Source organism: Bacillus thuringiensis (genome assembly GCF_001182785.1).
GTDB classification, from domain to species: Bacteria; Bacillota; Bacilli; order Bacillales; family Bacillaceae_G; genus Bacillus_A; species Bacillus_A thuringiensis_S.
This window is the reverse complement of sequence record NZ_CP012100.1, coordinates 330,824-351,478: the sequence shown is the minus strand read 5'-3', so window position 1 is coordinate 351,478 and position 20,655 is coordinate 330,824. Positions and strand designations below refer to the sequence as shown.

Here is a 20,655-nt window from a genome sequence, read left to right as displayed (position 1 = left end):
AACCCTCCCTCACGAGCTGAATTATTTTGGTTTTATCGTTTCTTTTGCTTTTACATTTTTTACAGCTTCTTGTTGTGTTTGTGCTTTTTCGTTAACTTTCTTAATATCTGCTCCTTCTTTTACATGTTGTTGATTATTCACTTTAGGAACATTTTTAGTTTGTTGTTGATTAATTTGTTTTACCTCTACTTGTTTTTGTGGTGTACTCACCTGGGAAGTAGTGACTGACTTACTCTCTATCAGGTTCGGTTGTGATGGTGTCGTCCCCGACTGTGGTGTTGTGATTGGTTTGCTTTCCATCGGATTCGCTGGTATCGGTGTTGTTCCTGACTGTGGTATTGTGATTGGTTTGCTTTCCATCGGATTCGATTGTAATGGTGTCGTTCCTGACTGTGGTGTTGTGATTGGTTTGCTTTCCATCGGATTCGATTGTAATGGTGTCGTTCCTGACTGTGGTGTTGTGATTGGTTTGCTTTCCATCGGATTCGATTGTAATGGTGTCGTTCCTGACTGTGGTGTTGTGATTGGTTTGCTTTCCATCGGATTCGATTGTAATGGTGTCGTTCCTGACTGTGGTATTGTGATTGGTTTGCTTTCCATCGGATTCGATTGTAATGGTGTCGTTCCTGACTGTGGTGTTGTGATTGGTTTGCTTTCCATCGGATTCGATTGTAATGGTGTCGTTCCTGACTGTGGTGTTGTGATTGGTTTGCTTTCCATCGGATTCGATTGTAATGGTGTCGTTCCTGACTGTGGTATTGTGATTGGTTTGCTTTCCATCGGATTCGATTGTAATGGTGTCGTTCCTGACTGTGGTGTTGTAACTGGCTTTGTTTGACCTGTTGGTGTTTTAATTGCCGCTAATGGTTTTACTTCCGATTTTACATCTTCTTGCTTATTATCAAGACCACCATTATTTTGAGGCGCAGCTGGTCTGATTTGAGATTTTACATCTTCTTCTTTATTACCTAGTTCCTCATTTAATGGTGCTACTGGTTTAACATTCGCCTTTACATCTTCTTCTTTATCTTTTAATTCTGCTTGTTGTACTTCAATATTATTATCTTGAGGTTTCTCTCGTACTGCTAATTCTGGATTTTCTTTAGTTGCGGCTACTTCTTCCTGAACCATTTCTTGCTCCTGATGTCCTTTTCTATCACGAACACCTAAATTTTCTTCTTTTTTCATTTGACTAATATTTTTTTCTTTTTCTGCTTGCATTTGTTCTTTTTCCTTGCGTTTACCATCTGCTACCTTCTCTTTTCTATCAGCATAGTTTTCTTTCAACTGTTTAAACTTACTATAGCCTGATTTACCCACTTTTCCGGCCATTGCCGCACTTGCAACACCCGCGGCTCCAGCTACTGCTACACCTCTTCCAACTGTCTTAGATCCACGTCTAACATCACGATATTTCTGCCTAATATTACTCATAGCATCTGATGCGCGTGCAGCTCCTGCACTTGCTGGTACCGTAGTAATAGCATCAAAAATCGTTTTACGATATAACCAAACACCTAAGAACGAAAGTACTTGTAATGCAGCAACTACTAAATAACCATACTTATCAGTTGCGCTAAATAAGATTGAAGAAACCCAAAACATTAAAGTTATAAGAAAGCCAATTGCAACTTTCATAAGCAACGTTCGGAACAATTCAGATAAAAATCTCTTTGCTGTCCCAGTCCATGCAGGTACTAAAGCCATCAATAACATTACTGGTGACATTAGCGCTACGATGATAAACATTAATTGATAAAATAACATCGCCATACTACATAAGCCTAAGACAACCCATAAAGGTCCATTGATTAAGAAAAGTAGTAATACTAAAGCGCCACGTTCAAAAGTAGCATCTAACACCAGAATTTTATTATTTTCATCTTTTACCTCATGTTCTAGGAGTTTTTGCCTTTCATCCGCATTAGTTGTTGTTAACATTTTCTTAATTCTCTCATCACCGATTTTTTTCATATCTGTTGTACCAAACTGCAGTAATGTATAAGGTTGTTTTATTAATAGAGTGTGTGTTAAATCAGTAATGGAATCTACACCGCTTGAATATCCTTCACTTGCTCCACTAATACTTTGAGTGGAATCAAGAACAGTTTTATTTACTTGTTCGGAGAAAGTGTTTAGTCCTTTGATAATATAACTTGAGTTTGCGAAAAAACCTAAAGTAAAAACTAAGATCCCTAATGCTTTTAACAATCCTCCTAGCATCTCTGACTGACGTCGTTGTACAAAACCTACCCAGATAACCCAGCAGGCTAATAAAGCTAACATAAGTCCAATTAATTCACTATATATTCCATTACCCCAAGAACCATTGAACCCTGCTGCTTTAGATATTACATCGCCTAATTTATCTCCTACATCAGCTACAATATTGAGACTCATAGATTGGCCGACCATACTTGTAACAAAAGTACTAATTCCAAGATTAATGGTCCATCCAATACTTATAAGACTAAATAATACAGCAACCATTTGTTCTTTAACTTTATCCCCCCATTTCCAAAACTTAAGGGATTCACCAAATCCACCTTCTGGTGTATAAATATCAATCCCATAGCTACTTGGAGGGTATTCTTCATATTTTAATTTTTCCTTATTCTTTGGAATAATATCGTCTATAAGAGAAGGTCTGGGTTCTTCCTCTGCATATACTGGAGCAGCTTTAAAAATTAAATTAAATGCTAAAAGCAAAGTACAAATTAATAACAATAGGGTAATAAACTTTTTCATTACATGTTACTCCCCCTTTTATGGGAAACCTATTAATCTTTCGAACTAAACTCATTTGTCGGTTTAGTATTTGCTACTTCATCGATTTCATTTCGATAAGGGGCAGCATAACTACGTACTTTAAAACCTTTATCTGTTCGAACCACCCTTATCCACTTTATTTCTTTATCAATATTTTTAGGGGGTTTTTTTGATATAAAGTTATACATAATCGTATCCTTATCGACTATATACTCTTTTACTTTATAATCTTTGTAAGACAAATTATTTTTAGGACCTTGATTTTTATCTAATATAGTATCTTTTTCTCCATCTACTACAAGCTTAAGTATTGTTTTATGATCCCGTTGTAAATCTGCTTTTACAAAATCTAGCATTATTCCTCTAGGAGTGTGCCCCTGTTTATCTTTTTCTTCCCCTACATTTGTTTCGCTATTTCCACATGCAGCACTCAGAATTAGAGCGCCAGCACATAGACTAGATAGCATTAATTTTTTTAGTTTAGTTTTTACCATGTTAACTCACTCCTACGTTTATTTTTTCTCCCCCTTCTTCGACAAAGGTTGCATTAACTTCCTGCTTTTCATCATCATTTGACTTTCTATAATTCTTTCTTGCATTTGGTCTTGTATCGAATGCATCGTATAAATCCTTAAACACTACATCCATTGTGACAACACCTGTTCTTCCTTGGATATCTTGGAATAAACATTGTCCTGTTTCTAAATTAGTAATAATCGCATGATTTTCTTCATTATCAGGTAATCCAAAGAAATCTAAGATTGAAGAAATCTCTTTACTGTCGGTATTACGGAATGAGAACTTCATACCGATATTATTCTTAAATGTCTCATCTCCAAGGTCACTTGCACTTTGAGTAGCAAAGTATACTGCAGAGTTTAAGGCACGACCTTCACGAACTAGCTTACGAGCTAACTCTCGCCCTTGAGAAGTCCCCATGATTGCCCATGCTTCATCTAATAGAACAATTTTGAATTTAGTAGGATCCTTTTGAAAGAATTTTCTTGCAAAAGAAGATAGAGACATCAACATACTAACTGATAAATTTTCTTGTAGGGTATAATCTTTCGGATCTTTTTGAATGTCTGGCATGTCAAGATGCTGAATTTGTATGATATTTACTGCCGTATCAAGTTCAATATCTCTATTTGTTCCATCACCAAAGATTAAGTGTGCAAAGGATAAATTCTCAAAAGCTTGAATATGAGCGGCTAATTGTTGATCCACTTTATCCTCACTATCTTCAAGGTATTGGGATACAGCTGTTAAGCACGGTTCTTCCATTCCTGCTACGAATTCTACAGCTGAAGCTAAGCGCGGGAATTTTTCCGAGTTATCTGGTTTAATACCTGTAATGAAAGTAAGAATTGTCATTGCTAACTCAATTGCATCTTTCCGACTATGTTTATAAATGATAAATGGGTCTAGTTTCCCTTCATCTCGTCTATCAGTCCCTAGTGTAATTACATTTACCTTACCTTCTAAGCCGTGTAAATCTTCTGTCCAGTTCCCCCTCTCACCTTTTGGATCGACAATCAGTGTTTGGGCTCCTCCTAGTACCGCTAGGTAAACAATTAAGTTTGTTCCAAATGATTTACCAGAACCAGTACTTCCTGTTACTGCAACTGAAAGTGCGCTCGTTTTTTGATTTGCAACGGTATTTGTCGCTGCGAGAGAAGGTGTCATATAAACTGCTTTGTTTAAAATACCAGTTGTACCTATATAAAATCCGATATTATCACCTAAATCTTGTGTTGCACCAAACATACCGGCTGCAAGCACTCCAGGCTCCATAAAGTGTATATAATCATTTACATACCTTCTAGCACCAGGGATAAATTCATTAAACAGCAGGAACTGATCTCCATACGGCCTTACTAGTTCAATCATCATCTCTCTATAAATAGAAATAAGTGAATTGGTATTTCGACGCATTGTATCTAAATCTTCAGCACATATACAGAAAGATACCGATGTTTTAACTAATGGCATACGTGTCTTTTGTATAAGTGCTTGTAATTCAGTAGCTTCTTGAACGCCTTCATACACGTTTAGCCCAACAGTTTGTGCATTTTCTCTTGCATGTGCTTCTTGGTCTTCTAAATCTTTTTTCTTTTTATTTAGTTTGGATAGGGCTTTACGATGGTTAATATTTTCAGTGCGAACACTCAGTTCAATTGGGAAATCTATATTTTGGATCATATACATCCACTCTTGGTCTGGAAATTCCATTGTATATGGAATCTTCGATGCTGATAAAAAGCTCATATATGCTGGATACTCTAAACCATCAGAACCGATTTGAGACATTTCTATATGTCTTCCTTTAACGTCTATTTCTGATTCTGTTAAGCGCAATAAACTCTCTTGGTTTGGAAAGATTGCAGAATCGTCATCAACTACTGGGGGCGTCCATCCTGCTGTAACAGGTGCCTCTAATGTACGATAGAAGTTTCGTAACACAATCCATTGAGTTTCATTTGTTTCTAGACTTCTTACTGCTAAATGTTTTCTTATTTTGTTTTTAAAAGCGCTAGATTCCCGTTTAAACATCTCTAAATCAGTTTTTAATATTTTGGTATCACCAAGTAATCCAAACTGTTCTGCAGTATTTTTAAAGGTATGAAATGCTGTATAAAGCATTTCCTTAAGTCCTTCTTGTATGTGTCTTACTTTTAATTTCACACCTATAAAATAACGATATTCTACAGCGTTTTTACCAAATTTTCTTTCTAACTCATGGACAACGTCATCAGTATGATCTATTGCCAGCTCTTTTAGTTCACCACTTACTGTTTCTTTAAACTCATCGGCTTTTTCTTTGAAATTCTGATAAACAGGAATCATTAGTAGATGTTTCTCTTCTTCATAATTCCAAAATAAACCGAGTTGTCGCATAAACAACGTATTTTTATCATCGTCTCCTTTAAATTCGTAAGGAATCCCGTATGCCTCATAATACGCCCAGCAAGAACCATCTTGGTTAAAAATCAAATTATCATGAAAATATTTGACTGGAAATTCAACCTGATTCATTTGTGCCTCCTTAGAGAAGAATATGAGACTAAAATAATTCTTCTGTATAGATTAATTAATTACTTTTTCTTAATTGAATCATCCTTAAACCGGACTACCGTCTTATATTGATAGCTTCCAATATTACCAGTTGTATCCTTATAACGACTCAACTTCTTTCTTTCAAATGTGAATGCAAAGAATCGATATATAAATTTGTGTGGGCTCTTTCCATCTAATTCAACATTTCCAAAGAAGTACGCTATACCACCAGGTAATATTAAATATTTGAAAAAGACATTCTCTCCTAAGGGTAAAAACTGATTTAGAAATATAATTACTAAAAGTGTCCCAACAAAGATTCCCAGTTGTCTGTAAGGGACTGGGAAAGGGAGTGTTATGTCCCTTATCCCATATAAACTCTTTGGAATATCCCAAATAGAGTTATAAGTCCTTACTTCCTTACGAGTCGGTTTCTGAGTCACTTATACCAACTCCTTAAAAATTTATTAGTTATCATTTGAAAACTAAGTTATATAATTTTGTTCCAAGGTCCTTAAATACGTCTGGTGAGAATACAAATACTGAAACAATTGCACAAAGTACCAGCCAACCAATTAAAGCTGCCATTTGTCGTTTTACAAGTAGAACAATTACACCGATGATTGCACAAACTAAAAAGATTGGACCTAACTGAGCTACTAACCAATTTTTAATATTTACCCCAAAATTAATGTTCCCTAGAACCGCTGCATCTGTTATAGCAGGTAATTGCTGAGCAACCATATCTAATCCCAAAAGCTCCATAATTATTTACCCTCCACTCTCTCTAATGTGTTTTCAAATTTCTTCATAGAGCTAATTGAAAACTTGTTATCTTTATTTACAAGATTTAAATCATATGTGTATGTGTACTCTAAGCTGCTATCATTGTCTTTTAATTTAGCATCAACTAAGACTCTGTATCCTTTATCCTTATCTTCATAAATTCGTAGGTTTTCTAATTTGCTAAATGTCATAATACCTTTTAGTCCATTTGTTATATTACTTTTTTCAAAGTAGTAAGCAATTTCTTCAGGTGTTCCTTCTGTATACACTTTAAATACAGATTGTAAAAATTGTTCTACTTTTTTAATTTCTGCTTCTGTATTAATTTCTCGTCCTTCTGATTTGAAAGTGGCTATTTTATAAGGTGCCTTTTCTCTCTCTCCATGAACGATTGTAGGATTGTTAGGGACTACCATCTTCCCTTTCTCCATTAAAATTGGAATAGAGAAGTACCTTGTAACTTCTTTTGGCTCTTTAGGTATGTCAGGGGCTTGTGTTGTTCCAGGTGCAGGATTATTTACAGGTTCTAGTTTCTGAATGATTTTCAATGTAACTTCTGCTTCATTTCCTTTTTGCCGGACTTCTACTGCTTCCGATTTGACTAAAGTACTAGAAGCGTTTTTTAAAGTATCCTTATTTAATCCACCTTGCTCATCGGATCCTTCAACTAGAAATTTCTCTAATCGTTTTTTCCGCTCTTCAGCTACATTCATATCAACTTTCCAATTAAAATAATTAGCGGCAAAACTATTTGCATATGCAATTAATTCTGCTTCTGACATTTTAATTTTTACGGGTTCCTTTTTCTTTTCCTGAACAGCTACTGCTCTAGGAGGACCGGCAAGTTGGATAAATGAAAGGGAGCTTCCTGCAAACACGAATCCCATCACACACCAAAATGTAACCTTACCTACTTTTCTTCCTGTTATCGCTGGAACTTTCTCCCTTGTTTTACGTTTCTTCTTTTCTTTAAGCGCTTCTGAATTTTCTTGTTGCATATCTAATATTTGGGTTGTTGTATCCTTTGCTTTTTTAAAGAATGTAAATTTCTTTTTTTCGGCGTTCTCCTGGGATTTCTTTTTTACCATGTCTTCACCTCTCTTTTTAAATGGTTAGAAGATTACAAAGTTCATTGTAATTTCCACTAATCAACTATCTACTTTAAGTATGATTTATTTTTTTCGGAAATCTAAGAGAAATAAAAAAATTTATGTTTTTATATCAAAGTTTTTGAGAGTAATTAAAAATAAACATTATATTTATTAAAGTCCATAAAAAAACCAATTCCATTAAAAAATGAAATTGGCTATACACAGGAACTATTCTCTATAGTAAGTACTACACAATATTAAAACCTAATATAATATATATCTTTAATATATATAAAGAAAAAAGATAAAACTTTTATACAGAGAAAAAATCGTGTTCTAACATTGCTGTGCTAAGGGTTCATAATTACTCTAGCCGTAAAAAATCATAAAAAGTAAATACTGGGAACGTGCTTAATGAGCTGGATGAGGATTTAAAACTACAAAATATCGTAAAGTAGGTATATAAAAACTACATATAATCATCGTTAATTTGATGCGAGTGACTGAATAAATAATAAATGCAAATTTTGCTGACTTACGAACAAATTTTCCACAGTTCGTAAAAAAATACACACAATTTATTAACAAATGGTTGAAAGTTAGAAACAGAATCCACTTTTTAAACGGAATTAACAGATGTTTTTCTGATTTTAAGTAGATTTAGAAGTAAAACATGATAAGAACAGTACTTAAGGCTGTATTTTATACACATCAGGTCAAAATTATTAAGATATCAACAGAATACTAAAAAATATTTCTGCTTTTTTGTAGATGAAATGACATGATTAGATTGATAATTCAGAATAAACAACTTAGAAATTGTGAATATCTCATTTTGTTTCACATGCACTGTATGTAATTGCATAAAAAATAGAGAGCCGTAATCATTAAAATTGAAAACTTACTCTCTGTTTTGTTTGAAATAATACTCTTCACATGCTATCTCCAACACGAATAGCCCTCCACTTTTGCTTTTTTCAAAAATAGAGAGCTGTATCATTACATTGCTGGAAGCAGCTGATCAACCGTATGTGGTATTTCATTTGTTGAACGGTAATATGCTTCTAAAGATTGTAGAAACGGAATTAAATCAAAGTCTTCAGGGACCTCAATTACACGAATCTTTTCCTTCGGCAATTTATCAATTTTTTCAATGAACAGTTCACGAATATCACTAGGGATTTGATTTCCTTTATGTCCACTAGCCTTTAAGAGTTCGCGAATTTCAATTTCTAATGCTGTATATGCGTTAATATTTACCCCTTGTTCATAAGCATATTTTCTAAATAGTGATTCCTCTTGATACTGCATGTAATTACGATGATATGCATCTATAGTTACAGGTACAGCATATTTCGCATGAAGCAGGTCATGCGCTTTACGGAATAGCTTTTGAACATTGCGTAAAGAGTATATAGCAAAATGAGTACCAAATTTAAAAATGGTCTCTTCTTGTTCATGTTTAGGTACATTGTGTGTAATTAAAGGATAAATACCAGTTTTAGCAGCTGTGTCTAATACACGATATTGAGAAGATTGCTTTAATAATTTACTTAGTGTATAAACAAGCTTTTTCGGATATCCTTCTTGTCGATCAATCATTTCCCGTAAGCCACGAACTACTTGGCGAATTTGACGATGACAGGAGTGTTTTAAAACGTTAATGAATTGGTTCATATCCTTTGCAAATTCAGCAATATTCATTTCAACTAACAAGTTTTCTATGAATTTAGCTTTACGCTTATATGTATCTCGTGGTGTAAATGGATCACGGTATTCTGCTCCTTCTTCTTTTGCGCATAAGAAATCAGGATGTACAGATAAATGCAATGTTGTGTATTGCTTTTTATTCTTCTTCCCTTTTTCTAACTTGCAAATTTTAAATAAAGGAGATCCAGTAGCAGAAAGTTTTGTTTCTAATTCCTCAAGTACAGCACGAATCTGATGTGGGTATTTCTTATGTAAGTAACGATACATACCACCAAAGTGTGTTGAGTTTCCTTGTTCATCAACTTTGAATAAAGAACGTTTCAGGGTAGTTTCGCGTTTCTGCTGCATTGCTACATCCATGAATAGTTTCTTAGCTGCAATGGATAACTCAAAGAATTCTTTGGTAAATACTATCGGGCTAATAAATGTATATGCATTTGCTTTATTCGTTTCTTTATTCATGAAATCAGTTAAGGTGATTTTATATTTACCACTGTACTCATTTTCGATTGTAATGATGTTATGGAAACTTAACTTCTTCAAAGCTACATAAAATTGTGAGTGGTGAATATGTGCAAATGCTTCTTTATAATTTTTATAATCTTCCCAAAGCATGTGGATCGATACATGCGAAAGCTCACCATATGTATTACATTTTTTATGAAGAAATAGAAATACTTCTACATCAGCATTTGTAATACCATATAGCTTATGTTTTCTGCCCTCATTTTTATCAAATCCACTTACTTTATCTACAATCTTTTTCATTTTCAGTGAAAAAGATGGCTTTGCTTGTTCAACAAATCCCTCTTCATCTGCAATTCGTTCTTCATAGGACATTGAATCCACAATGTCTTCTAGATAAGTATCTTTAAAACTGTAATACTTACCTTCTAAAGCTTCTACTAACCTTTGCCATGATTTAATTGTTACAATTACTGGTGTTGTTGTTTCACCATTCAAACTACGTTTGTTCTTTATAACGAAAGGTTTCGCCATCTTTTTCACCTCCTTTTATTTTAAGTTGCAGTTTTCCCCACAATTAGATATAGAATTTCATTTTTGATTATATCAAATCGAATTCTGGTGAAATCTGTCCCTTTAAGAGGAAAAATAAAAAAATGAAACGTGCCCAAATCCCTTGGGGGACAAGGGATTTGACGTTTCATGAAAAAAAGTTTGTTGCCACCATAGGGCTATGAAGTTTTTTGAATATGAAACGTGGTATGCAGTAGGATAAATTTTTCTAAACCATTGATTTCATAGGATTTTAAGCTAATTCTGCTTCAAAGCTGTAGCCATCATATAGCTATAACGTTTCATGTTTTTTGTAGGATGAGAAATTTCCATAGAGTTCGTATAAACGCTGATATATAGGGAGTTATAACTGTTATTAAATGAAAAGTTGTGGCCATCATACCGCTATAAACGTTTCATTTCGTTTCATGTTTCCTGCCGTCATATAGCTATAACGTTTCATGTTTTTAAAACAAGTTATATTTTATTGAAAGCTGCTGTAACCCTTGGTATATATAGGTTTTTTGAAGTTTAAAAGTGAAAGTTGTAGCCATCATATAGCTATAATGATTTTATTGTTTTTTCTTTCATATTTAATGAAATGGCTTTATATCAACGTTTATTAGTAAATTGCATAGAATAAAATTTTTTTTAGTCGAATGATTTTCAGGATATTCTCGTTTCATTTTTTTAAAGTTGTAGCCATCATATAGCTATAACGTTTCATAAATTACGAAATTATAACCACAATATAGCTATTCATTATTATAAGTAAGAAGTAATAGCCATGATAAGGCTACATAGTTTCAAGTAAGGAGTAATAGCCGTGATAAGGCTATATAGTTTCAAGTAAGAAATAATAGCCGTGATAAGGCTATATAGTTTCAAATAAGAGCTTATAGCCACATAGTTTCAAGTAAGAAGTAATAGCCAAGATAAGGCTACATAGTTTCAAGTAAGAAGTAATAGCCGAGATAAGGCTACATAGTTTCAAGTAAGAAGTAATAGCCGTGATAAGGCTATATAGTTTCAAATAAGAAGTAATAGCCAAGATAAAGCTATGCAGTTTCAAATAAGAGTTTATAGCCATGATAAGACTACATAGTTTCAAGTAAGGAGTAATAGCCGTGATAAGGCTACATAGTTTCAAATAAGAGTTTATAACCAAGATAAGGCTACATAGTTTCAAGTAAGAGCTTATAGCCGTGATAAGGCTATATAGTTTCAAGTAAGAAGTAATAGCCGTGATAAGGCTATATAGTTTCAAATAAGAGCTTATAGCCATGATAAGGCTACATAGTTTCAAGTAAGAAGTAATAGCTGTTATAAGGCTATATAGTTTCAAATAAGAGTTTATAGCCAAGATAAGGCTATGTAGTTTTAAATAAGAAGTAATAGCCAAGATAAAGCTATGCAGTTTCAAATAAGAGTTTATAGCCCCGATGAAGCTATGCAGTTTTAAATAAGAGTATAGCCCCGATAAAGCTATATAGTTTCAAATAAGAGTTTATAGCCAAGATAAGGCTATGTAGTTTCAAATAAGAGTTTATAGCCAAGATAAGGCTATATAGTTTCAAATAAGAGTTTATAGCCCCGATGAAGCTATGCAGTTTTAAATAAGAGTATAGCCCCGATAAAGCTATATAGTTTCAAATAAGAGTTTATAGCCAAGATAAAGCTATATAGTTTCAAATAAGAGTTTATAGCCAAGATAAGGCTATGTAGTTTCAAATAAGAGTTTATAGCCAAGATAAGGCTATATAGTTTCAAATAAGAGTTTATAGCCCCGATGAAGCTATGCAGTTTTAAATAAGAGTATAGCCCCGATAAAGCTATATAGTTTCAAATAAGAGTTTATAGCCAAGATAAGGCTATGTAGTTTCAAGTAAGAGCTTATAGCCGTGATAAGGCTATATAGTTTCAAATAAGAGTTTATAGCCAAGATAAGGCTATGTAGTTTCAAATAAGAGTTTATAGCCCCGATGAAGCTATGCAGTTTTAAATAAGAGTTTATAGCCAAGATAAGGCTATGTAGTTTTAAATAAGAAGCAGCTGGGGGATTTAACTTTTGACTTAGAGTAACAAGTTATCTAGGCGTTAAGCAAAAAATCAGTGTGTTTAACTAATTTACTTTTAAAAATTGAAATTGTATTGTAAAGTAGTGATTTTACAAATAGAAGCAGTTTTATATAATTAAAGACAAGTAAATAGAATTTAAATGATCTACGATAAAACGAGTAAAATCAACGATTGTGCGGATTATTCAGATAATACTTCACCTTAGAGGTTATGTGGTTTTTCATCTAAATGGGAAAAATAAACGCATTTTGATTCAGTCATTCGTTTAAAGTGAACTTCCATCAGTGGGAGTCTTATAGCCTGCGAATTGTGGGATGAAAAATGGACTAAGAATTTAATCTTAGTCCATTTCTTATTTTATATCCATTTTGTATGGAATGTACCTTCTTTATCTACTCGTTTATACGTATGCGCTCCAAAATAATCGCGCTGCGCTTGTAATAAGTTTGCAGGTAGTTTGGCAGTACGATAGCTGTCATAATAAGAAATTGCTGCTGAAAATGCAGGTATCGGAATGCCCTGTTGTACAGCCATTGAGATAATTTGGCGTAATCCGCCTTGATATGACTCTACAATTTCTTTAAAGTATGGATCAAGTAAAAGGTTCGGTAGGTCAGTGTTTGTCTCATAAGCCTCTTTAATGTTCTGCAAAAAGGCAGCACGGATAATACATCCACCTCTCCAAAGCATAGAAATACTGCCAAAATCAAGGTTCCAATCATATTCCTCAGAAGCTGCCTTCAATTGCGTGAATCCTTGTGCATAAGAACAAATTTTACTCATATATAAAGCTTGGCGCACTGCTTCAATTAATTCAGCTTTTTCAACTCCAATTGCTGTTTTATCTTTAGGGCCAGATAAAACTTTGCTTGCGTTCACGCGCTCTTCTTTTAAAGCAGAAATGCAACGTGCAAATACAGATTCTGTGATAATAGGCAAAGAGATACCTAAATCAAGTGCGCTTTGGCTGGTCCATTTCCCTGTACCCTTTTGTCCTGCAGTATCAAGAATAACATCCACTAATGGCTTACCAGTTTCTTCATCTTTCTTCTTGAAGATATCGGCTGTAATCTCAATTAGATAGCTGTTCAGTTCACCTTTATTCCATTCAGCAAATATTTCATGGAACTCTTCTGCAGTCAAATCAAGTGTTTGTTTCAAGAAGAAATATGCTTCACAAATTAATTGCATATCTCCATACTCAATACCGTTGTGAACCATCTTTACATAGTGGCCTGCCCCATTAGGTCCGATATAAGAACAGCAAGGCTCGTTATTCACTTTTGCAGAGATGTTTTCAAGCATATCCTTTACTTTTTCGTATGCATCCTTCTGTCCGCCTGGCATAATAGATGGTCCCTTCAATGCACCCTCTTCGCCGCCTGACACACCTGCCCCGATGAAATTGATTCCTTCTTCGGCAAGACGTTTGTTTCGGCGAATTGTATCGACAAAGTATGTATTACCACCGTCAATTAAAATATCACCTTTATCAAGGTGAGGGACTAGAGAATCAATCGCCTTATCTGTAATTTCCCCTGCATTAACCATTAATAAAATCTTTCTAGGTGATTCAAGTGAGTTAACAAACTCTTCAACTATATGAGTACCAACTAAGTTTTTACCACGGTTTTCCTCAATGATTTCATCAACTTTTTCCTTAGAAATATCATATAGGGCAACAGAATACCCTTTGCTTTCAAAGTTAAGTGCGAGGCTTTTTCCCATAACGCCCACACCAACAACTCCAATTTGTAACTTTTCCATATTCCATCGTTCCTTTCCATGTATGTTACTCTGTATTATAGTATATATACCTAAAACATCACTTTAATCAAATAATTAATCTTTTTCATTTCAATAGGCTCCGCCAGTATTCGTACAAAAGGTTATAGGGACACGGCACATCACTATCAAGTTAAAAAATAAAGAGAAATTGTCATCCTTATTAATCAATCATGAAAAATAACCGGTTAATTATGAAAAATCACATTAAACAGCTTCCGTATCCCTTTTACTGTTTAGAAAGATCTATACAAATAAACTTAGTAATAAAGTAAACCCTAATCCGGCTACAGAAACGATAGTCTCAAGTAACGTCCATGTTGCAAATGTTTCTTTCATGCTTAAACCAAAGTACTCTTTGAACATCCAGAAACCAGCATCGTTCACGTGTGAAGCAATTAAACTACCAGCCCCTGTTGCAAGGACAACTAAAGCAAGGTTAACATCAGATTGACCTAACATCGGAATCACTAAACCGACAGTTGTTAATGCAGCAACCGTAGCAGACCCCAATGAAATACGTAAAATGGCAGCGATAATCCATGCGAGCAAGATCGGTGATAATGAAGTACCTTTGAATAATTCGGCTACATAGTTACCAACGCCGCCATCAATTAATACTTGTTTGAAAGCGCCGCCTCCACCAATAATTAAGAGCATCATCCCAATATTCGAGATCGCTGTTGTACAAGATTCCATCACGTTTTTGATTGGAATATTTCTTGCCAATCCCATTGTATAGATCGCAACTAGTAAGGATATCAACATGGCAGTATCCGCATTCCCAATAAACTCGATCGTTGCTAGTAAACTATTATCTTTGAATCCCATTGTTTTTTGCAGCAAAGTAATAATTGTAGCGACTGCCATTAAAAGAACAGGCAGTAAAGCGGTAAAAACACTGATTCCAAAGCCAGGAGTTTCTTCAAGTTTAAATACTTTCTGCTCACCTAAAGATTTGATATTACCGGTTTTTGTGAACGCCTCAGGTACTAGTTTTTTTGCAAGTTTAGTAAATACAGGTCCAGCTAACACAACTGTTGGAACCGCTATCATAAAACCGTAAAGTAATACTTCACCGATGTTTGCATGCAATTCACCAGCGATAGCAGTTGGTCCCGGGTGTGGCGGTAAAAATCCGTGTGTTACAGATAAAGCTGCTGCCATCGAAATACCGAGATATAAGATAGAAACTTTTAATTCTCTTGAAATCGCAAATACAATCGGAATTAATAATACTAATCCTACTTCAAAAAATAATGCAATCCCGATAATAAATGAGGCAGTCACAACAGCCCATTGAATGTTCTTTTCACCGAATTTTTTCACAAGGGTCATGGCAATGCGTTGTGCGCCCCCAGAATCTGAAAGCAGCTTACCTAACATCGCACCAAGTCCAAAAACGAGTGCTAAATGACCAAGTGTTCCGCCTAATCCCGCTTCAATGGTTTTAAAAATTTTTTCTGGTGGCATTCCAAGTGCTAAAGCAACCCCGACTGATACAATGATTAATGAAATGAAGGTATTTAATTTAAAGCGCATAATCAGTAAAAGTAATGCTAAAATCCCAATTGCTACAATGACTAATGGCATCGTAGTTCCCCCCTAATCTTAGCTGTATTTGTATTTATATTTATCCCACTATTCGTGGGCAGTAAGGCCCCCCACCTCGAGATTTAGATAGAAGCGAGGCTTGGGGGATTACTCATGAAAGTTTTACTTTATTAAATTTCTTTGATAATTTGCAATTCGTGTATAATCATCTTCTAGCGCCCTTGATAGGTTAATAAATATCGGCAGTAATTGTCTGTATTCTTTTGTTGCTTCTTCTTTCGGTGTATGTTTGTAGGTACTGCCAACCATTTCGGAAACGATTTCAAAAGAATCAATTTTTCCTGTGGCATAGAGACCTAATATACATGCACCTAGACAAGAGCTTTCGTAGCTCTTTGGAACAACGACTTCAGATGCGAAAATATCGGACATCATCTGTCGCCAAACATCAGACCTTGCGAAGCCGCCTGTTGCTTGAATACGGGTTACAGGACCATCCATGCATTCGGTTAACGCTAAGAATACAGTGTATAAATTATATATAACGCCTTCTAAAGCTGCACGAATCATATGTTCCTTCTTATGTGACATCGTTAAACCGAAGAAGGAGCCACGTACATCTGGATTCCATAATGGTGCACGTTCACCAGCGAGGTATGGATGGAATAATAATCCGTCTGCACCAGGTCTCACGCGTTCAGCTATTTTAGTTAATACATCGTATGGATCAATTCCTAGTCTTTTCGCAGTTTCTACTTCTGATGAAGCAAGTTCATCACGAATCCAACGAAGGACCATTCCTCCATTGTTTACAGGTCCACCAATTACCCAATGCTTTTCAGTTAAGGCATAACAAAATATTCTTCCTTTTTTATCTGTTTGTGGCTTGTCAATGATGGTCCGAATAGCACCACTTGTTCCAATTGTGACAGCAATCTCACCTTTTCGAATTGCATTCACACCTAGATTAGAAAGCACCCCATCACTGGCACCAATGACAAACAGTGTTTGTGAATCGATACCAATCTTTTGAGCTAAATCTGGATTGCAGTTGCTAAATATTTGGGTGGTTGGTACGAGTTCAGATAATTGAGCTGGTGTTATACCAGCAATTTTTAAAGCTTCCTCATCCCAATCTAGTGTTTTTAAGTTCATCATACCCATGCACGAGGCGATGGAATGATCAACAACATATTGATCAAAGAATTGTTTGAAGATATATTCTTTGATTCCAATATATTTTTTCGTTCTAATAGCAATTTCCGGATGATCATTCACAATCCATGTAATTTTACTTAATGGTGACATTGGGTGAATAGGTGTTCCTGTTCGTCTATAAACTTCATGGCCATTCAGTTCATCTTTGATTTTATGTGCCCATGCCTCACTACGATTATCTGCCCAAGTGATACAAGGTGTCAGCGGATGATCATTTTCATCCATAGCTATGACACTATGCATAGCACTGCTAAATGAAATAAACGATGGTTTTTTATCTGAATGCTGTCTCGTTATATTTGATATCGCTTGTAAAACAGCTTGGAAAAGCTCTTCTGGATTTTGTTCCGCTGTGGATATATCCGGTGTGCGAAGTGGATAACCAATATTCTCGGTTTGGATGACTTCGCCTTTTTCAGTAAATAAAACTGCTTTCGTACTTGTTGTACCGATATCTATACCTAACATATAGCTACTCATGTCCCTGCTCTACTCCTTTAGATAACATTTGTTGTGACATCCAAAAATCTTCAACTTTCCCTTGAACATCATCAAAATTTTGATGTAAGGCTTCAATCATGAGGGCTCGATCTTTTGATTCGATTGCTTTTATATAAAGCTCATGATTTTTTATAATCCGTTCAAAGTCTTCGTACTTTTCCTTGAAACGAGTACGCATTGATAAAAGGATTAAGCTTTCCATAACAGGCTTTAAATTATTCCAAATCATCAGGATGTAGGAATGCTCAATGGTTCGAATAATCGTTTCATGGAATAAAAGATCTTGATAAGAAAACTCATCAGAATCATGATATTTAATGGCGATTTTCATCATTTCCATTATTTTATTTAGTTCTCTTACTAAATCATTTGTGTCCATCTTTACAAGTCGCTCAAAGATAAACTTTTCTATAAGTAAACGAACATCATATATTTCTTCGATTTCTTTCTCGGTTAAACCAATGACAACTGCGCCCATTCTTTCTAAGCGAATAATATTTTCAGAAGCTAGTACTTTTAATGCTTCACGAACGGGTGACCGACTTACAGAAAAATCGGCAGCTAATTTATTTTCCGACAGGATGGTACCGCTTTCAATTTCTCCTGCAATAATGCGCATTCTCAGTTCGCTCGCAACACGATCCCCTGTAGAAGCTTTTGAAAGCCATTTTTCAGGATAAAAAAATTCCATTGATTTCGCCATAAATTCACCTCATGTTAATCAAGTATACTTGTATACAAGTATTATAACTCGGATTTTTAATTATGCAAGCGCTTTTATTGTTTGCTTTGGTTCTTTTAGAGGAAGCCCCATAATTATCAAGCTAACAAATCGAGTCGCCCCAAAAACTATTATTGTTGATGAAGAAGATTTAGGGAATGGAAAAATGAAGAATACGATATTCAAGGACTTACATCAACATATTTACCACTCGGGTTTACAACTTTTTGAATCAAAAATATAGATGTTAAAAATGTAACAGTAACTGAATTTGAGCATTAAACACTTTTAAAAATTGAAATTGTATTGTAAAGTAATGATTTTACAAATAGAAGCAGTTTTATATAATTAAAGACAAGTAAAGAGAATTTAAATAATCCACAATAGAACGAGTAAAAATCAATAATTGTGCGGATTATTCTGATAATATTTCAATTTAAAGGTTATATAGCCATCATATAGCTATGACGTTTCACATTTTTAAGATTCAAATTATATTTGTAATTAATATTGTTAGGAGGTATTTAAATATGGAGAAAGTGTTAGCATTGTTCAGTGACGCCCTCCTACTTGCTGCTCCAATTTATGAAGAAAACAAGCAGTTATGGGCCAAATGGAATAAATATTATAAAGAAGTACAAGAGAATCATGATAAATTAGTAACATCAGCTAATATGTCCCCTTCCTTTTCGACACTTGTTTCTTGGTTAGGTCAGAAACAAGAGCAAGGAATATCGTTGTTAAACATTTATGCCAATCTGAATAAATATAAAGTTGAGATTCAAAATGTACTAGATAAGATCATTGAACAAGAATTCGGAGAAAAAGTTGAAGCAGTTGAACCAACTCAAATTTCAATTTTTGAAGATAGTCAGGTAACAGAACATATAGAAGATATATCGGATGATTACTATCCTGTAACCAATGACGCAATGTACTATCAATTACGTGATGGAATAGCAAAAAATCATTTTGAGGAAGATGAAGCAGTAGCAAAACCGGTACTGCCATTAGAAACAAAAAATTCAAGCGGAGTTGCACAACTATCTTCACATAAGGATGAGGATTTGAGATTAGTGAATACAAACGAAGCAGAAAGATGGTCTATATTGGTTGATGGAGTAATTAGTAATATGGATGATCTTACAGCAGACTGTTTGGATACCATTACAATACAATGGTTAAATCAAGCTAAATCTCCAGATGAATTCATAGATTTTAGTTATGAAAATGTGTTGGAATTATGTAATATGCCAAAAGCATCAGCAAACGGTGTAGAGTATTATCGTGCAGAAGATAAGATAAAAGTAGCGCAACGTATTGCAGCGTTAGCGAGTATCTTTATTTATTTGAATGATGATAATGAAGTTGTAGTATTGAACGATCAAGCTGAAACAGGGGAAAAATTTGAAGTAAAACGTGAAGTAATCAAAAGGCTATTCGTACTGGACTCTGTAGTGTTATGGAGAGATAAGAATACTAATGAATATATGGGGATAGAATCCTGTAAGATTAAACCAGGTAGTTTTTTATCGGGCTATTTGTATGGATCTAATAGCACAACTGCTTTATTATCGAAAAAAGCATTAGAGTATAATAGCTATAGACACAAGTTTCATAAACGTTTAATACGTTATTTATCCTGGCAGTGGCGAATCCGTCAACAATACAGTACTTTAAAAAGACCATACTCTATTGGTGGAGAAAAAGGTTTACTGTCTGTAATGGGTATTACAACTACAAAGGGGCGCCCAACTCGAATTCGTGAACAACTAGAAAATGTTTTAAATGATTTAGAAAAAGAAAATGTCATTTCACATTGGGCATATGCAGAAGAATTGGATGAAACAAAGATAGGAGAACGCAATTGGTTTAAGAATTACTTTGAAAAGTTGGGAATCATTATTTTACCTCCAAAAGAATTGATGAATAATATAGATAGTATGGTGAAGAAAAAATCAATAGATACGCAAGAGAAGCAAGAGGAGCGTTATATTGTAGATACAGTAAAACAACCTACTGTAGGATCAGAGGATATGGTTCGAGAGAAAATTATGCATCAGCATATGCATCAAAATAAAACAATGCGTGAGATAGCAGATGAAATAGGTCTATCCCCTGCTACACTCTCAAGATTTTGTAATAAAAAAATGAAACGCATTTCAAAAAGTGTTAATGAAAAACTTAACAAGTGGTATGAAAGACAAATGATTATAGAATCTATGTAAAAAGAAGCAGATACCTTTACAGAGGTACCTGCTTCTTTTTAGTTTGTTCATTTTCTATATGTATGGCTCCATAATCGCACTTGACATTGGAATAATTTCTATTTGCTATTCCTAAAAACAGAAACCACGTATTTAATTT

At 34.5% G+C, this 20,655-nt stretch carries 12 protein-coding genes; 1 reads left to right on the top strand and 11 read right to left on the bottom strand.

Translation table 11 applies throughout. The features are described from left to right. Positions 1 to 21 precede the first annotated feature (21 nt). The 11 genes from AC241_RS28750 to gntR all read right to left on the bottom strand — a co-directional run bounded on the left by AC241_RS28750 (position 22) and on the right by gntR (position 18,270). On the bottom strand, positions 22 to 2,748 hold the full coding sequence (locus AC241_RS28750) for an MFS transporter (RefSeq protein WP_050845188.1): 2,727 nt from the start codon (positions 2,746 to 2,748) through the stop codon (positions 22 to 24). 32 nt (positions 2,749 to 2,780) lie between these two features. Then, positions 2,781 to 3,263, bottom strand: a complete 483-nt coding sequence (locus AC241_RS28745; protein WP_050845187.1) for a hypothetical protein — start codon at positions 3,261 to 3,263, stop codon at positions 2,781 to 2,783. Position 3,264: 1 nt separating this feature from the next. Further along, positions 3,265 to 5,805: an ATP-binding protein gene (locus AC241_RS28740; RefSeq protein WP_050845186.1), complete on the bottom strand. Its 2,541-nt coding sequence runs from the start codon at positions 5,803 to 5,805 to the stop codon at positions 3,265 to 3,267. Between the two features lie 59 nt (positions 5,806 to 5,864). After that, positions 5,865 to 6,269: a TcpE family conjugal transfer membrane protein gene (locus tag AC241_RS28735; RefSeq protein WP_050845185.1), complete on the bottom strand. Its 405-nt coding sequence runs from the start codon at positions 6,267 to 6,269 to the stop codon at positions 5,865 to 5,867. A gap of 31 nt (positions 6,270 to 6,300) precedes the next feature. Further along, positions 6,301 to 6,591: a hypothetical protein gene (locus AC241_RS28730; RefSeq protein WP_050845184.1), complete on the bottom strand. Its 291-nt coding sequence runs from the start codon at positions 6,589 to 6,591 to the stop codon at positions 6,301 to 6,303. Between the two features lie 2 nt (positions 6,592 to 6,593). Then, entirely contained in the window at positions 6,594 to 7,700 is a 1,107-nt protein-coding gene (locus AC241_RS28725) for a conjugal transfer protein (RefSeq protein ID WP_050845183.1), read from the bottom strand. A 1,002-nt stretch (positions 7,701 to 8,702) separates the two neighbouring features. Continuing rightward, the gene (locus tag AC241_RS28720) at positions 8,703 to 10,412 is read right to left on the bottom strand and encodes a hypothetical protein (protein WP_050845182.1); all 1,710 of its coding nucleotides are present in this window, start codon (positions 10,410 to 10,412) and stop codon (positions 8,703 to 8,705) included. A 2,454-nt stretch (positions 10,413 to 12,866) separates the two neighbouring features. Then, a complete protein-coding gene (gene gndA / locus AC241_RS28715) occupies positions 12,867 to 14,276 on the bottom strand; it encodes an NADP-dependent phosphogluconate dehydrogenase (RefSeq protein WP_000413550.1) in 1,410 nt (469 codons plus the stop codon). Positions 14,277 to 14,540: 264 nt separating this feature from the next. Further along, a complete protein-coding gene (gene gntP, locus AC241_RS28710) occupies positions 14,541 to 15,887 on the bottom strand; it encodes a gluconate permease GntP (RefSeq protein ID WP_001131719.1) in 1,347 nt (448 codons plus the stop codon). Positions 15,888 to 16,010: 123 nt separating this feature from the next. Then, entirely contained in the window at positions 16,011 to 17,546 is a 1,536-nt protein-coding gene (gene gntK / locus AC241_RS28705; RefSeq protein WP_050845181.1) for a gluconokinase, read from the bottom strand. Further along, positions 17,539 to 18,270: a gluconate operon transcriptional repressor GntR gene (gntR, locus tag AC241_RS28700; protein ID WP_050845180.1), complete on the bottom strand. Its 732-nt coding sequence runs from the start codon at positions 18,268 to 18,270 to the stop codon at positions 17,539 to 17,541. The genes gntK and gntR overlap by 8 nt, the downstream gene beginning before the upstream one ends. Before the next feature lie 548 nt (positions 18,271 to 18,818). Between gntR and AC241_RS28695 the strand changes: the two genes are divergently transcribed. Then, complete coding sequence (locus tag AC241_RS28695) at positions 18,819 to 20,516, top strand: helix-turn-helix domain-containing protein (RefSeq protein ID WP_050845179.1); 1,698 nt, start codon at positions 18,819 to 18,821, stop codon at positions 20,514 to 20,516. Positions 20,517 to 20,655 lie beyond the last annotated feature (139 nt).

Bases quoted from the DNA above. Each gene is read 5' to 3' on its own strand.
- AC241_RS28750 (WP_050845188.1), bottom strand. From the start codon at position 2,748: ATGAAAAAGTTTATTACCCTATTGTTATTAATTTGTACTTTGCTTTTA.
- AC241_RS28745 (WP_050845187.1), bottom strand. From the start codon at position 3,263: ATGGTAAAAACTAAACTAAAAAAATTAATGCTATCTAGTCTATGTGCT.
- AC241_RS28740 (WP_050845186.1), bottom strand. From the start codon at position 5,805: ATGAATCAGGTTGAATTTCCAGTCAAATATTTTCATGATAATTTGATT.
- AC241_RS28730 (WP_050845184.1), bottom strand. From the start codon at position 6,591: ATGGAGCTTTTGGGATTAGATATGGTTGCTCAGCAATTACCTGCTATA.
- AC241_RS28725 (WP_050845183.1), bottom strand. From the start codon at position 7,700: ATGGTAAAAAAGAAATCCCAGGAGAACGCCGAAAAAAAGAAATTTACA.
- AC241_RS28720 (WP_050845182.1), bottom strand. From the start codon at position 10,412: ATGGCGAAACCTTTCGTTATAAAGAACAAACGTAGTTTGAATGGTGAA.
- gndA (WP_000413550.1), bottom strand. From the start codon at position 14,276: ATGGAAAAGTTACAAATTGGAGTTGTTGGTGTGGGCGTTATGGGAAAA.
- gntP (WP_001131719.1), bottom strand. From the start codon at position 15,887: ATGCCATTAGTCATTGTAGCAATTGGGATTTTAGCATTACTTTTACTG.
- gntK (WP_050845181.1), bottom strand. From the start codon at position 17,546: ATGAGTAGCTATATGTTAGGTATAGATATCGGTACAACAAGTACGAAA.
- gntR (WP_050845180.1), bottom strand. From the start codon at position 18,270: ATGGCGAAATCAATGGAATTTTTTTATCCTGAAAAATGGCTTTCAAAA.
- AC241_RS28695 (WP_050845179.1), top strand. From the start codon at position 18,819: ATGGAGAAAGTGTTAGCATTGTTCAGTGACGCCCTCCTACTTGCTGCT.